16 protein-coding genes are annotated in these 14561 nt (G+C 39.5%); 11 read left to right on the forward strand and 5 right to left on the reverse strand.

Features of this window, described 5'->3' with window-relative positions:
• Positions 1-2 precede the first annotated feature (2 nt).
• Positions 3-2084, reverse strand: coding sequence for a TonB-dependent siderophore receptor (locus ALFOR1_RS16585; protein ID WP_104643721.1), 2082 nt, complete (start codon positions 2082-2084; stop codon positions 3-5).
• A gap of 157 nt (positions 2085-2241) precedes the next feature.
• Between ALFOR1_RS16585 and ALFOR1_RS16590 the strand changes: the two genes are divergently transcribed.
• The 6 genes from ALFOR1_RS16590 to ALFOR1_RS16615 all read left to right on the forward strand — a co-directional run bounded on the left by ALFOR1_RS16590 (position 2242) and on the right by ALFOR1_RS16615 (position 7942).
• Positions 2242-2865 (forward strand): fused MFS/spermidine synthase, encoded by a 624-nt coding sequence (locus ALFOR1_RS16590; RefSeq protein ID WP_104643722.1) that lies wholly within the window; start codon positions 2242-2244, stop codon positions 2863-2865.
• Complete coding sequence (locus ALFOR1_RS16595) at positions 2858-3742, forward strand: spermidine synthase (protein ID WP_104643723.1); 885 nt, start codon at positions 2858-2860, stop codon at positions 3740-3742. The genes ALFOR1_RS16590 and ALFOR1_RS16595 overlap by 8 nt, the downstream gene beginning before the upstream one ends.
• Positions 3743-3940: 198 nt before the next feature.
• Positions 3941-5152, forward strand: coding sequence for a hypothetical protein (locus ALFOR1_RS16600; RefSeq protein ID WP_104643724.1), 1212 nt, complete (start codon positions 3941-3943; stop codon positions 5150-5152).
• Between the two features lie 189 nt (positions 5153-5341).
• The gene (locus ALFOR1_RS16605; protein ID WP_104643725.1) at positions 5342-5809 is read left to right on the forward strand and encodes a MarR family transcriptional regulator; all 468 of its coding nucleotides are present in this window, start codon (positions 5342-5344) and stop codon (positions 5807-5809) included.
• An 8-nt stretch (positions 5810-5817) separates the two neighbouring features.
• On the forward strand, positions 5818-6882 hold the full coding sequence (locus ALFOR1_RS16610) for an HlyD family secretion protein (RefSeq protein WP_104643726.1): 1065 nt from the start codon (positions 5818-5820) through the stop codon (positions 6880-6882).
• A gap of 10 nt (positions 6883-6892) precedes the next feature.
• Positions 6893-7942, forward strand: a complete 1050-nt coding sequence (locus ALFOR1_RS16615) for a DUF2955 domain-containing protein (protein WP_104644161.1) — start codon at positions 6893-6895, stop codon at positions 7940-7942.
• A gap of 49 nt (positions 7943-7991) precedes the next feature.
• Here ALFOR1_RS16615 and ALFOR1_RS16620 read toward each other — a convergent pair whose 3' ends face one another.
• The 3 genes from ALFOR1_RS16620 to ALFOR1_RS16630 all read right to left on the reverse strand — a co-directional run bounded on the left by ALFOR1_RS16620 (position 7992) and on the right by ALFOR1_RS16630 (position 10222).
• Positions 7992-8858 carry a bile acid:sodium symporter family protein gene (locus ALFOR1_RS16620; RefSeq protein ID WP_104643727.1) on the reverse strand — a complete coding sequence of 289 codons (867 nt, stop codon included), beginning with the start codon at positions 8856-8858 and terminating at the stop codon, positions 7992-7994.
• Positions 8859-9133: 275 nt separating this feature from the next.
• Entirely contained in the window at positions 9134-9715 is a 582-nt protein-coding gene (locus tag ALFOR1_RS16625; RefSeq protein ID WP_058550421.1) for a uracil-DNA glycosylase family protein, read from the reverse strand.
• Positions 9716-9865: 150 nt separating this feature from the next.
• The gene (locus ALFOR1_RS16630) at positions 9866-10222 is read right to left on the reverse strand and encodes a VOC family protein (protein WP_104643728.1); all 357 of its coding nucleotides are present in this window, start codon (positions 10220-10222) and stop codon (positions 9866-9868) included.
• Between the two features lie 223 nt (positions 10223-10445).
• Between ALFOR1_RS16630 and ALFOR1_RS16635 the strand changes: the two genes are divergently transcribed.
• The 3 genes from ALFOR1_RS16635 to ALFOR1_RS16645 are packed head-to-tail and all read left to right on the forward strand — an operon-like array spanning position 10446 to position 12714.
• Positions 10446-10784 carry a hypothetical protein gene (locus tag ALFOR1_RS16635; protein ID WP_058550423.1) on the forward strand — a complete coding sequence of 113 codons (339 nt, stop codon included), beginning with the start codon at positions 10446-10448 and terminating at the stop codon, positions 10782-10784.
• Positions 10781-12376, forward strand: coding sequence for a PepSY-associated TM helix domain-containing protein (locus ALFOR1_RS16640; RefSeq protein WP_104643729.1), 1596 nt, complete (start codon positions 10781-10783; stop codon positions 12374-12376). Before ALFOR1_RS16635 ends, ALFOR1_RS16640 begins: the two co-directional genes overlap by 4 nt.
• Positions 12373-12714, forward strand: a complete 342-nt coding sequence (locus tag ALFOR1_RS16645) for a DUF3325 domain-containing protein (RefSeq protein ID WP_058550425.1) — start codon at positions 12373-12375, stop codon at positions 12712-12714. The genes ALFOR1_RS16640 and ALFOR1_RS16645 overlap by 4 nt, the downstream gene beginning before the upstream one ends.
• 202 nt (positions 12715-12916) lie before the next feature.
• Here ALFOR1_RS16645 and ALFOR1_RS16650 read toward each other — a convergent pair whose 3' ends face one another.
• The gene (locus ALFOR1_RS16650) at positions 12917-13438 is read right to left on the reverse strand and encodes a lipocalin family protein (protein WP_104643730.1); all 522 of its coding nucleotides are present in this window, start codon (positions 13436-13438) and stop codon (positions 12917-12919) included.
• Between the two features lie 120 nt (positions 13439-13558).
• Here ALFOR1_RS16650 and ALFOR1_RS16655 point away from each other — a divergent pair, with 120 nt between their 5' ends.
• Positions 13559-14014 carry a YaiI/YqxD family protein gene (locus ALFOR1_RS16655; RefSeq protein WP_058405404.1) on the forward strand — a complete coding sequence of 152 codons (456 nt, stop codon included), beginning with the start codon at positions 13559-13561 and terminating at the stop codon, positions 14012-14014.
• A complete protein-coding gene (locus ALFOR1_RS16660; RefSeq protein WP_104643731.1) occupies positions 14015-14557 on the forward strand; it encodes a DUF6942 family protein in 543 nt (180 codons plus the stop codon).
• The last annotated feature ends 4 nt before the right edge of the window (positions 14558-14561 follow it).

Consider the following 14561-nt stretch of genomic DNA (forward strand, 5'->3'; position numbering starts at 1 on the left):
TATTAAAAATTATACGCTAACGACATTTTAAATTGAGTTGGCGCACCTGGGTAAACCCATAAAGCGTTGTAGCTGCTTTCGGCGTAATCTTCATCAAAAATGTTATTAACACTTATATTAAGCTCGGTTTGCTCGGTTAAGTTTACGTTGCCAAACACGCCTACTAATTGGTAGCTTGGTAGCCTAAAACTTAAATCGGCGGCATCACCTAAACGGCTGCTGGTGTATTGGTAGCTTGCACCAAACTCAAGCTCTTTACCCATTAACGCTGTTTGTTGGCTAAGCGTAAGGTTTAAGTTATTTTTTGGTACATTAACCAGCGGGCTGCCTTTTTCAATTGGCACGCCCCAATCTGCATTTATAATGTCGTTTGCTGTGGTGGCATCTATATAGGCGTACGATAAGTTAAACGCCGTTGCATCAGTAATATAGGTATTTAAATCAAGCTCAACCCCTTTACTATCGGCTTTACCAATAGGCGCTGAAAAACCAACGTTTACAGGGTCTGCCACTAACATATTACTTTTAGACGCATCAAAAAATGCCACAGTACCGTTTATGCCGAAGTATTCAAACTTAGCGCCAACTTCAAACGAGTCACTGTATTCAAAGCCAAACGGGTCGCCGCTTGCATCAGTGCCGCTCAGTGGTAAAAAGCCTTCTGAGTAACTGCTGTAAAAGGTGAGTGCGTCATTTAGCTCGTACACTACGCCAACACGAGGGCTTACTTGGCTTTCAGAGCTGGTCGAAAACACGCCGCTGTTGGTTTCTAAAATATCTTGGTCAACGCTGTCAAACCTTAGGCCCACTAATAGCTTAAATTTGTCGGTAATATCCATTTGATCTTGAACATAAATACCGTAAGCGTTTTGCTCTTCGTCGTTTTCGTAAAGCAGGCTTACTGCTGGGCGTTCAACATCGTAATTTGGCTCAAAAATATCAACGGTATAAGTGCCGTTACCGCCTCGATAGCGAGAAAGCGCAGTGCGTAAATCGTACTTGTATGCATCGGCACCTATTAATAAATGATGCGTAATGCCTGCTGTATCTAAACTTCCGCTAACTTCAAACTTTACACTTAAATCTTCTACTTCGTAGTCGCGATAGCGCTGCTGGCGGGTAAGTGTGCGGCCATCGTCAAATAACGATTGGCGCGATGGCGAAAGCTCAGCATCCGACGAAAACCCTGTTAATGTAGAGCTGCGGTAGTTTGCACCTACAACAAGTGACCATTCATCGTTAATATCATGATTTAACGTAATTTGATGACCACGAGAGTAAACCTGCGTGTCGCCATCGTTTGGGTTACCTAAATAACGTGAGCTTGGTACTGTGTCAAAATCGTTATCGAGTACGACAACTCCGCGGTCAAATAACTGGGCTAAATCTACGTATTCAAACTCATACGTTACACTGGTTGATGCGTTTAATTGATGATAAATAGACGGCGTAATTACCTTTTTATTGGTGTATACCTCATCGCGATAGCTGTCGCTATCTTGCCACGCGCCATTTATTCTAAACGCGGTGGTGTCGTTAATGCCGCTAGTGTAATCGCCTTCAACACGGTTAAAGCTGTCGCTGCCTAAGCTTAGTTTTAACTCACCTTGCGGCTCAAACTGTGGCTTTTTAGTCACAATATTTACTGTACCGCCGGGCTCCGAGCGCCCATAAAGTGCTGAACCTGGGCCTTTTAATACTTCGATGTATTCAATGTTTGAAACATCGCGCGGGCCGCTAAAACCACGCCCACCGCTAAAGCCGTTAATTAAATAGCCCGATGGCATGTTTTCGTTACCCGAAAGGCCACGAATAGAAAAGCTATCCCATAATGCGCCACTGTTATTTTTGCGCGAAATACTCGCCGAAAAATCAAGCGCGTCTTGTAATTCGGTAATGCCTTTTTGATCAAGTGTAGCGCTGCTAACACTTACAATAGACTGCGGCATTTGCTTTTGAGGAATGTCGCCACGGTAAGCTTGTTTATAAGTAACCGATATTTTTTCAATTTCGTCGGTTTGCTCTTGCGCAAATGTTTGCGCACTAATGCCTAAACAGGCTAAATAAATTAAAGAGTACTTCATGATGATTAGGGAAATAAACAAATGTTATATTATAACGGAAAGTCTACCATGTGTTACTTTGTAACAAAACTACTTTTTAAAAATTAAACTCAGGCTAGCAGCTTTGTATACATCACGTTAGTATGGTGATCTCTTTAGGTTACATAACGATAATTACATGAGTATAAAAACAAACGCGTTAATTTACTTTTTAGCCTTTTGCAGTGGCTTTTGCATTATGGGAATTGAGCTTTTAGGAGGGCGAATTTTAGCACCTTTTTTTGGTAGTAGCGTACATATTTGGGGCAGTATAATTACTGTATTTATGCTTAGCCTTTCTTTTGGTTATTTACTCGGTGGCAAGCTCAGTACTAAAAATGCATCGCTTACTAAATATGGACTAATATTTTTAGTTGCGAGTATTATGGTGGTGCCTATTGCGCTGTTTTCTCAGCCAATAATGGAATTTATTTTTACCCACATTGAAGATAGCCGTTATGGCTCTTTGCTTGCCTCTACGGCTTTGTTTTTTATTCCTACCGTTATTTTAGGCATGATCTCGCCTTACTCGGTGCGTTTATTAGTCACCGACAGCCATAAAAGTGGCCAAGTTGCGGGTATTTTATATTTTGTAAGCACGTTGGGCAGCGCCTTAGGGACTATTATTACCTCGTTTTACTTTGTATTGGCGTTTGATGTAAACACCATTATAAGTGCCTTTGCGTTAACCTTGGGCCTGTTAGGTGTGCTGGCAATTACTGTTAATAGCCTTGCTGGTAATAAGGAGCTTGCCCATGCGTAACTGTTTATTATTTTTAGCGGTACTGTTTTCGGTTGCGGCGCACAGTAATGTAGTGCACGAGGAGCGTTCTTTATATCGCAATATTATTGTTGATGAAACTCGTGACCTACGTTGCCTAAAATTTAATACTAAAAGTAGTCAAACAAGCCAAAGTTGTATGTATAAAAACGACCCCGACAAACTCGTTTTTAATTATACCAAGCTTACGTTTGCCAGCCTTTTAGTGACCGATGACCCAAAAAATGTGCTGGTTATAGGCTTGGGTGGCGGAACGCTTTCTAATGTAATTCATGAGCTTTACCCTGCTGCTAAAATTCATAATGTTGAAATAGACCCAGCAGTGTTAAAAGTAGCCCGCGATTACTTTAACTTTATAGAAACCGATAACGTTACATCAAGCGTGCAAGATGGGCGTATATTTATAAAACGCGCCGCTATTAAAAAGCAAAAGTACGACTGGATTATTCTTGATGCATTTAATGGCGATTACATTCCTGAGCATTTACTTACTAAAGAGTTTTTTGAAGAAGTACAAAGCGTATTGGCTGATGGCGGTGTTATTGCTGCTAATACGTTTTCGAGCAGTAAATTATACGAGCATGAGTCGGCAACGTACCACGCCGTGTTTGGCGATTTTATTAACGTAAGCCGTGCTAATCGAAGTAATCGTATTATTTTAGCGGGCATTAAAACTATACCAACGCAGGCGCAACTTAACGAGCGTATTAACGCCCTTGCACCACGTTTAAAAAAATACGATGTAGATATAAAAGCAATTAGTACCTACATGCAAAGCACCAAAAACAACCGAGACTGGCCTGCAGATACAAAAGTACTTACCGACCAATACTCCCCCGCTAACCTTCTTAACTTTTAAAACTAGTAGTGTGAACTATTTAAAACGCGCTTTACCGCGTTTTAAATATAACTTATTACTTGCTTAAATTTACTTTCGGTTATTAGTACAATCATTGGTAACTTTATAATATTATTGTAAAAATTAAACTTAGTTGTTCGTAATGAACTTTATAAGTGACTTACAGCAAAATGCTGTTTATAAATTATGGGTATTAACATGTTGGAAGTTATAGGCATCATTGCCTCTGTATTAGGAATACTCGCTTTTTTTGCTGTTGCACCAAAAGATTTACTCACTAACTTTAAAAGCTGGTTTGTAGAACCTGTTAGCTCTATTAGTAAGCACAAACATAAATTAGATATAAAAGAATTATTTGATTTACTTAACGTAGAAGATATACGTCCTGAAAACCTTTTCGTTAAAACGCCCTTAAAAAGTAGTAGCTTTGATTCGGAGTTACTTGATTACAATACAAAGCTTCCTGATGAATTAGAAATACTAAAACAAAAAGAAATAGCCGATAAAAAAGCACATTCAGAATTAAACGGCCTAACGTTGGATAATAATGGATCTTTTGGTCTTAGGCGTATTGATGTAAGTAGACCTGAGGGTACAAATGGTAAACGTAATAATATTTACAAACTTATACTAGAACCAACAGATTACTTTAGTTTTGTGTTTCCAAATTTATGCCTAGAAAAACCCTATTACAGCGATGCGACTCAAGAAAACCACACTTTAAGAGATATGCTTTCGTTAGATAAAAAAGTATTGTCTATATCAACAATGAGGAACTTTCCGCAGGTACAGTTTAAAGTTGGTACTGGTACGTTAGTCGTCACTAAAGATGGTTATGTGATTTGCTCTGTTAGATCCATGAACCAGTTTATTGCAGGTAAGCAAAGTAATGATGAAATATCAGTGCATTTGTCTGCTGCTGAAGGTATGTACCGTTCCGTAAACAATCCGCTATGTAGCGATATTGACGACCAAAATAAACCTTCACCTTTTGCTACGAGCGCACGTTCGCTTAAAGACGAACTTAATTTATCTGATGAACACTTCGACACTAAAAATATAAGTTGTATAGGATATTTTACCGACTTAAACAGAGCGCAGCCATTTTTTCTGTTTTACTTACAGCTTAATCTAACAATTGATGAGTTTTTCTCTATTTATTCTAATACAAGCGCTGATATACATGAAAACGAAGCTATTTTTGCTTTACCAAAAAATTTCAAAAATCTAAATAAGTTATTCTCGGGTGTATCTTTTAGCGAGCTAGATACTAAATATCCTGCGATATACACTGATTTTTTTACAACTAACAGTGGTACAAAAGTGAGAATTGCTTCAAACCATGCAAAAGCAGGTTTTGCTTCTTATGCCTTCAAAGATCTTGGACCCATCACTCAAAACATGATTTAACATTTATTACTTCTCTAAAAAAATACAGTGGCTTTTAAATAACCTTAAAGATTAATACTATTTAAAAACCACTATTTCATTCCCGATTTTAAATTTTAAAATATCTACATTTTGATACATCACCATACATTTACTTAGCACGCGAACGAATGTTAAAATACTTAGCATGCTAACTAATTTGGGGTGGTTATGACTACTCAAAAACCTTTTCACGAAACGCTCGATTTAACCATTATCGGTAATATGGGCCGCGTCCATAGGTTATGCCGCGAAGCCGTTACGATAGCTGTTGAGCCTTTAGGGCTTACGCAATCACGTTGGACAGCCCTAATGCACATAGATATGCGCGGCGAAGGGTTAACTCAACTTGAGCTTGCTAACAGCTTAGGTATAGAAATGCCTTCACTCACTCGCACTTTAAAACAATTAGAGGATCAGCTTTTAATCACCCGCAAAATAGATGAGTACGATAAGCGCAGTAAAAAGATTTATTTTACTGAGCAAGGCGGCACTATTTTGCATTCTTTATTGGAGACAGTCAGCGACATAAAAAATCAGTTATACAGCGATTTATCTACTGAGGAGCTAGATGCCATGGCATTGTGTTTACTCAAAATGGAACAAAACGCACTTAAATGTATTGAAGTTAATAAGTAAGGTTAAAAATGACACCCGATCAAAAATTTGCACGCTATGTAAGGTTTTCTCTCATAGGGTTTATTTTAGTATTTGTTTATTATTTAGTGGCAGATATGGTTTTACCTGTTACGCCGCAAGCGCGTGTTTATCATCCTGTTGTGCAAATATCTCCACAAATTAGTGGTCGAGTTACTAATGTAAAAGTAAGTAATAACCAAGCTGTTAAAGCTGGCGATGTTTTATTTAGTATCGACCAAGACCCATATATTTTAGCCAAAGAGCAAGCGCAATTAGCACTGGACGACGCAAAGCTGCAAAACAAGCGTTTAGATACAAATGTAAAAGCGCTTGAAGCACAAATAAGCGCAGCCAAGGCAAAGCAACACGAACAAAAGTTACTTAAAAACCGAGGCGAAAAGCTCTATAAGCAAAAGTCTATATCGGAACAAGCGCTTGAAAGCATTCGTGCCAATTTTCAAGCTAGCAAGTCAAGCGTTGCAGCCCTTGAAGCGCAATTAGCCGAGGCTATTTTGGCGCGTGGTGAAAGTGGCTCGCAAAATTTAGCAATGCGCCATGGCGCTAACCAATTAGCGCAGGCTGAACTTAATTTATCGTACACACAGGTGCGCGCTTTAAGCGATGGCATCGTTGCTAATTTGCAGCTGCTCGATGGTGCTTACGCTGTTGCTGGGCAACCTTTATTGGCTATTGTGACTAAAAAAGCTGATCTGGTTGCCGACTTTAGAGAAAAGTCACTTTCTAATATGAAACCGGGCTCTCAAGCTCGAGTTGTGTTTGATAGCCGCCCTGGTGAAGTTTACGAGGCCGTACTTGATACTTTTGAAGCGGGTGTAAGTAGCGGACAGCTAAGTGCTAATGGTTTATTAAGTACCACCGAAACCAGTAACCGCTGGGTTCGCGATGCACAGCGTCAACGTATTCATTTAAAGCTTACAAACCATCAAGATTTAATAGCCAATATGCCAAGTGGTTCTCGTGCAACGGTGCAATTATTGCCGCAGTCGAGTATTGGACAATGGTTTGGCTCAATACAAATTAGATTTATTAGCTGGTTACATTACATTTATTAAAGGAGGCCTTATGAGCAAAGTTGTTAGCCAAGGCCCACAATTAGATTCCAATGGCCTGCGCCAAGCACTGCGTATTGCAGGCGGGTGCACAATTGGTTTTACAATTAGTAAATTAATGAACTGGCCAAACGGTATATTTTTTACCGTTTACCCTATGTTGTTATTAGGTATGGTGCCTACATTTAGTCGCGCTGTTATAACGCAATTTATTGCCTCGGCTGCGTTTAGCGCCTTTGTAGTGCTGATTATGCAAGGGCTATTTTCTCATTTGCCTGTAGTAATGACCTTGTTAGTTTTTGCTGTTTTTTGCATTTTGTTTTATCAAATAAGCTCAGGCGCCGCCTTTTTATTTGGTGCTTTAGGTGTGGTGAGTTTATCTATTCAGTTGCACTTTTCAAGTTATGTAGATCAAGGAAGTAGTATTTATCCGCTTATTTTAAGTAATGGTTTAGCTATTTTTTTAACCGCGATTATTGCTGCAATAATGCATGGCATATTCCCTGATGTAACTGCCCGGCCAGGGCGAGCAATGCCTACTAAAGCAAAAGAAAGTATTCGTCATGAAGTACTGCTTTGTGCAAGTGTGGCTACACTTTCTTTTGTGGTTTTTCAGGTATTTGATTTAAACGACTCTATTTCGGCGCAAGCAGCATCGGTACTTATTTTATTTTCATTATGCTGGAAAGCCGCAGGAATGGCTGCATGGCAACGTGCTATAGGCACACTTATTGGCTGTAATGCTGCACTTTTATCGCAATTGCTTTTATATAGCCACTCAGACTTTTTACTTTTCCCAATTATTACTTTATGGATACTGTCGTTTATATTTGCGCGTTTTCATATTTTAGGTGGCGGTATACCGGGCATTGGCTTTGGCGTACTAACAACCTTTGGTATTTTGTTTGGTAACTATTTAGGCCCTGGGCAAGACCTAGTTTACAGCGCGCTATATAGATTTAGCTCGGTATCTGTGGCTATTATTTTAAGTTTGTGTGCGGTGTATGTAATGCACCATATACTTAATCGCTTTAGTGTTACTCGTCATCATACTTTTGATTAGCACATTAATTTATAAACATTAAAAAAGGCTGCAGTTGCAGCCTTTTAATTTAAGATGTGGGCTTACTTTTAAACTTTAACCCTACAATTAATAACAGTGGGCCTATAAACATGGCAAGGCCATATACGCCGCCTGTTACTGCATATTCGGGCTTATTTAAAAAGCTTATAGCAATTAAAATAGCCAGCGATGCGTTTTGAATGCCTACCTCAATCCCAAGTGTTAACGAATCAGTTAAAGATAGTTTTGAAAGCTTTGCTATGAGCAACCCAATGATCATTGAACCAATATTAAGCGCTATACACGCCCAAAATACATCGTTAAACGAGCTTATGAGTAAGGCGCGTTCTTTTATTACTAGCGCGGCTATCATGGCGAGCATAAAAAATAACGAAAAACGCCTAAAAAACGGCTCGCTTTTAATCGCAAATTCGCTTTTAAAATGACGCAGGCTTATACCTATTGCTACCGGTACTAAGGTGATTACAAATAGCCCAAGTGATGTAGTTAATATAGAAAAGCTGGCATCGTCCTGTGGTGCAAATTGGTGCATGGCAAAGCCAATAATAAAGGGGGTGGTAATAATGCTAATAGCAGTTGAGGCGGCGGTTAAGCTTACCGAAAGCGCTAAATTAGCCTTTGCGAGCTGGCTCACTACGTTTGACATAGTACCGCCTGGGCACGCGGCTAAAATCATTAACCCTATTGCAATTGGTGTAGGTAAGTTAAGTAAATAGCATAAACCTAAAGCCAGTAGCGGCATAGCAATAATTTGCCCTACCAAACCCAAAGCAATTGCTACGGGCTTTTTAAAAAGTCGCGAAAAGTCGCCAAGTGTAAGCCCAAGCCCCATTCCAAACATTATAAGTGCAAGGGCAAGTGGGAGTATGATTTCTGTTAAAAATGATGCGTTCAAATTAGCCGGCCTTTGTTGTTTTTGATGCCAATAATACTTAGTCGTTAAATGAGTATAGGATTAGCTGCGTAGTTGTTGCTACGCGTTTAACTTATCTTCATTTACTAAATTATGGCTTTTATGCTTAACTTTTATCAGTAAACACATATGTTTGCACGGCTTTGTTGTTTTAGCTTACGTTATTAGTTTTGTTAAAAGTTGTGCACCACATAACAGTGGTAAGATTTATGTAATTGGCAATGGCTGTAAAGCCCCTTTACGTTTTAACAACGTTGCTATTTATTTAAGATGTTAGCCACACGCTCACTTAATTCTGGTAATACTGTTTGCTCAAACCATGGGTTCTTTTTAAGCCAAATATTATTGCGTGGGCTTGGGTGCGGTAATACTAAATATTGTGGCCAATACTCACGCCACGATTTTACTAACTCGGTTAAAGGCCTATTTTTTGTGTGAGGTAAATGATACGCCTGTGCGTATTTACCAAGCACTATTGTTAGTTCTAAATTTGGCAGAGCACCCAGTAATTGCTCTCTCCATGCGGGCGCGCATTCTTTTCGAGGTGGTAAATCGCCCGACTTACCTTTACCAGGGTAGCAAAAGCCCATAGGTAAAATAGCTATTTTTTGCGGATCATAAAACTCATTAACACTTAGCCCAAGCCATTCGCGTAGGCGGTTTCCGCTGGCATCGTTAAAGGGTTTACCGCTTTGGTGCACTTTAATACCGGGCGCTTGGCCTGCAATTAAAATACGGGCGTTAGGGTTAAATTGTATTACTGGGCGAGCGCCCAAAGGTAAATGTGGTTCGCAGATCACGCATTTACTAACTTGCTCTATTAATTGGCTGGTATTCATGTTTATTTGGCCTTAAATGCTTAATATTTATCCTAAATGGCCATTTCTACCCAGTGAGTTGGTAAAAAATCGGTTTATTTTAATTAAAACGGCCTTTAGTTGGTAAAATCGTGATCTCTGTTTAAAAAAGCGCTGTAGCCCTTGTAATACTTAGTGTTTTTCAGACCAAACTGCAAATTCGTTACCACTGGGCTCTGTAAAATGAAAGCGGCAACCACCCGGAAATTCAAAAATAGGTTTTACTATTTCACCGCCAAACTGCGTTACTTTTTTATAAGTTGCATGAATATCGTTACTGTAAAAAATCAGTAGAGCAGCCCCATTTTGAGTAAGTGATTTAAGCGGCGCATTAAAAAAACCGCCATCAATCCCTTGGCCGCTAAACGCCGTGTACTCTGGGCCGTAGTCGGTAAATTGCCAATTAAACACGTTAGTAAAAAAGCTTTTTGTGGCTGTTAAATCGCACGCTGGAAACTCGACATAATTTAGCTTTTCGTGGTTGCTCATTATAATTTTGCTCTTTATGTTGGCCTGTAATTACCACTTTAAACCTAAGCTATTGGCTTATCAACAATGTTAAAACTGCCCAGATCAGTATTTTACTAAGCTTTAAAAATTTAATTTAGATTAACTTAATTGTACAAATGAGAATAGCTATCTTTTGTATTTGAACCCTATATAATAGCGCCTTCATTTTATCCTCCATGTTTAAATATAGGATTTGTTAACTATGCAGGCACCGTTGCATCGTGCATCTTTTACTAAGTTTAACCTTGCTGCATTATTAAAAATTGCCAGTAGTTACAGGCTATTAGTATTTTTACGTTTTTTTATTGCCATTGTGGGCGGTTACGCTTTTACCTCAGCGAGTATTGCATTATTAAGTGCTGTGTTGCCAATTGCTAAACAAGATGCGGTTTTGTTTTGCGTGTCTATTAGTATTTTAATTTATGCGATTGTGTTTATTTATGCATTTGCGATTAAGTCGCTCAAAACTGTTTGGATCAGTATTTTACTAAGTACAGGACTGTTTGTTGGAATACTAGCAGTATTAAAGGATTGGCTATGAAAGACAGTTTTTTTAGGTCGATGACCTGGCTACACACCTGGGTAGGTTTACTTACTTGCTGGATTATTTACGTCATTTTTTTTGCAGGCACGGTTAGCTTTTTTAGAGACGAAATAAACCTGTGGAACCAGCCCGCAATTCATAATGTGCAAGCTCAAACCGACAGAGTGGCCGCGCAGCGTATGCAAATTGTTAAAGGCTTTGATTATTTAAGCCATCATGGCGCTGGCTCTAATAGTTGGCGAGTAACGCTACCAGAGCAGCGCATTCCCTATTTGGTGTATGGCTATGCGAAACCAAAAGAGCCAGGGCAGCGTCGCAGTCAATTTGTAAATACCCAACTAAATCCTATCACAATGCAAGAACTACCACCTTTCGTAGATACCAAAGGCGGTAACTTTTTTTATCGGCTGCATTACCAGCTTTATTATTTAGATGCCATAACTGGGCGTTGGGTGGTGTGTTTTGCCAGCTTTTTTATGTTGCTTGCGATTATATCGGGCGTGGTAATTCATAAACGTATTTTTAAAGATATGTTTAGTTTTAGGCGTAATAAAGGGGGGCGTAGCTGGTTAGATGCGCACAACTTAAGCTCGGTGCTTGCTTTGCCATTTCATTTAATGATTACCTACACAGGTATTATTACGCTTATATTTATGTTGTTCCCCTACCCTGCGCTAACTACCTACGACAATGGCATGCGTGGCTTTTTTAACGATGTAACACCTAGCAATAACGTGACTAATAAAGCGCAAGGCAGCGCGGCAATGTTGCCTATTAATACCATTTTGGATCAGGTTTATACTAAGTGGCCAGATGCAGATATTCGCAGTGTTAGAGTAAGCGAGCCTAATATGGCGGCCTCAACGGTTACTGTTTTGGTAGACCCTGGTAAGGCGCTGCGCGATCAAACACCAAGGCTTTTATTTAGTGGTGCCACAGGCGAGCTTGTTGACCAATCGGCAGATGAACTCACTAACAGCAAGGCGCTTTACGAGTCACTTAACTCTATGCATACAGGGCGCTTTGCCACACCACTATTACGCTGGTTGTATGTATTAGGCGGTATTGCAGGCTGTGTGATGATAGCTACTGGCTGCATAATGTGGGCTAAACGCATACGCGAGCGCAGTAAAGGTAAGGCATCGCTTGGCTTACAGTTAGTAGAAGGTTTAAACCTTGCCACTATTATGGGCTTACCGCTTGCAACCTGCGCGTTTTTTATTGCTAATAGGTTACTTAGCCCTACCCTTTCAGGGCGCGACGATAAAGAAGTAACAGCGTTCTTTTTAGCTTGGTTAGTGGCGGGTGTTATTGCTCTAATTAAACGCGATAAGCTGCAATGGCGGGTAATGGCCGCTATTAATGCGCTTGCATGTTTAAGCGTACCTGTAGTTAATGCGCTCACAACTAATGGTAATATTGTTAGTTATTTAATGCATAAACAGTGGGCATTATTTATATTTGATGCGCTATTTTTGCTCTTTAGTATATTGTTTTTAGTACAAACCGAAAAATTACGTACTGCTACAAAAGCTAAATGCTCACCCTCAAGTAGCCGTTCAAACACTAGTAAAGGGCAAAAAGCATGATTGATTTACTTAGTTTTAGCCTGTGTTTGTTTGCGTTTAATGGTTTTGCGCTGGCTAAATTTAACCATTTTAAAGATGTTTTTAAAAAACGCCCAACCGAATTACAACGCAAACAGTTTTTAGCTATTGCTTGGATCAGTATTTTACTAAGTTTAGTGCTTTGTGTAGAAACACAAAGTGGCTATGGTGCACTGCTGTTTTGCGGATTTATGAGTTTAAGTGTTTTAATTATAACGATTTTTTATAATTTACTCACCGGATTCGTAAAAGTGTTTAGTGTTTTAAATGTGGTATTAATTGCAGTGAGCGGGCTATTTTTAGCGTTAAATTATCACTAGTTAGTAAAATCGTGATCTGAAGATACAAATTTTAGGCGAAAAAAATGGCAAGCTATAAAGCTTGCCAACAATAAGGGGATATTCAGTATGTCCAACACTTGCATGTCTCGTTGCAAGTGCAGCTAATATAGCCCGAACATATTTAACTTACCTTACAATGAGATGATCGTTTTATTACAGCTGTAAAGGGGCTTTACATTGCTTACTGCTCAACCCAAATTATTTGATCTGTAGCAAAACCAAGTTTTTTAGCTTTAGTTGTAAAATGTTGTTTAAGTTCATCGCTCACTGTTGGCGTGCGCGATAAAAACCATAAAAAGTCTCGGTTGTAGCTAGTTATAAATGCATACTGGTAGTCAGGCTGGTCAAGCTCAAAAATTACGTAAGCACCATAAAATGGGCCAAAAAACGACACTTTAAAATGGCCTATGTCACTGCCTTCTACAAACTTTGCTAAGCCTTCTGCTTCATCCCATTTTTGCTCTTTAGTGATATACCCTTTGTTAAGCACCTTTACTGTGCCGTCGTCGTTTACTGTGTAAGTAGCTGTTACTTGCTCCATGCCTTCTTCAAATGAGTGATTTAGGCGGGCAATTTCGTACCACTTACCTTTGTATTGCTCAAGGTCAAAGTTTTTAACGGGGGTAATACCTTCAGGTGCACTTGTGCAAGCAGTGAGTAAAAATAACCCTGTAATAAGTAAAATAGTCGTAATGGCCTTCATGAAAGCTCCTTTTTAAATGTGATGCTGTTTGTACGGCTCTAAGCAAATAAAGTTTGCTAGCCGATTAAAATAAATTGCTATAGGATCAGTTAAATACTAGAGCAATTAAAAGATTAAAGCATGAAAATATGGGTAGATGCCGACGCGTGCCCCGTGGTAATAAAAGAAATTCTTTTTAGAGCAGCAGAGCGCACGCAAACACCAACCATTTTAGTGGCTAATCATGCAATGCGCATTCCGCCTTCAAAGTTTATTAGCCGCGTACAGGTTTCGAGCGGGTTTGATGTGGCCGATGACGAAATAGTAAAGCGCGTAGAAAAAGGTGATTTAGTTATCACGGGCGATATACCCCTTGCCAGCGAAGTTATAGACAACGGCGGCCAAGCACTTAACCCGCGTGGAGAGCTTTACACGCCAGAAAACATTCGCTCGTTATTAAACGTGCGCGACTTTATGGATACTATGCGCTCAAGCGGCGTTGAAATGAGTGGCGGGCCTCCACCACTTAGCCAAACCGACCGCCAAAACTTTGCTAATAACCTTGACCGAATTTTAGCGCAAAACAAGGCCAAGTAAGTGACAGAGCAAGCTATTGGCCTAGGTGTACAAAATTTTAATGTAGCCGTGTATGTCGCAAAAGCGCCGTCGATGCCCTACTTTGAAACCCTAGAAAGTGTTGAGCCTGTAATAAACGAGCAAATAAATACCATAAATCAGCATTGTGGAAATGGTTGGCGCAAGGTGTTTAACGTATACGCTAAAGTGTTATTTGCACTACCCAGCGAGCATTACAGCTTTGCTAAACAAGCCGATAGTTGGCAAGCGTATCGCGATAAATTTTTACTGCAAAATAACAGTAAAACAGCCCTTTTATTTAGTGCGCCAATTATTAACGGCACTAATAAAAACCAGTTACATATAATTGCTGGGCGTACACATGCAAAAAACTTACTTCAACAAGGTAAGCTAAATGCGCAATTTAATTGGCTAGACGATGAGTTTGCAATTGATACAACGAATAACATTATTGTGTGCCCGTATTTCGATTACAGGCAGCTAAGTAATATAAAAATTGCGAGATTAAGCGAGCTAGTTGCCAAGCTTAAAACATCTAATTGAAAAT

This window comes from Pseudoalteromonas carrageenovora IAM 12662 (genome assembly GCF_900239935.1).
Classification (GTDB): Bacteria; Pseudomonadota; Gammaproteobacteria; order Enterobacterales; family Alteromonadaceae; genus Pseudoalteromonas; species Pseudoalteromonas carrageenovora.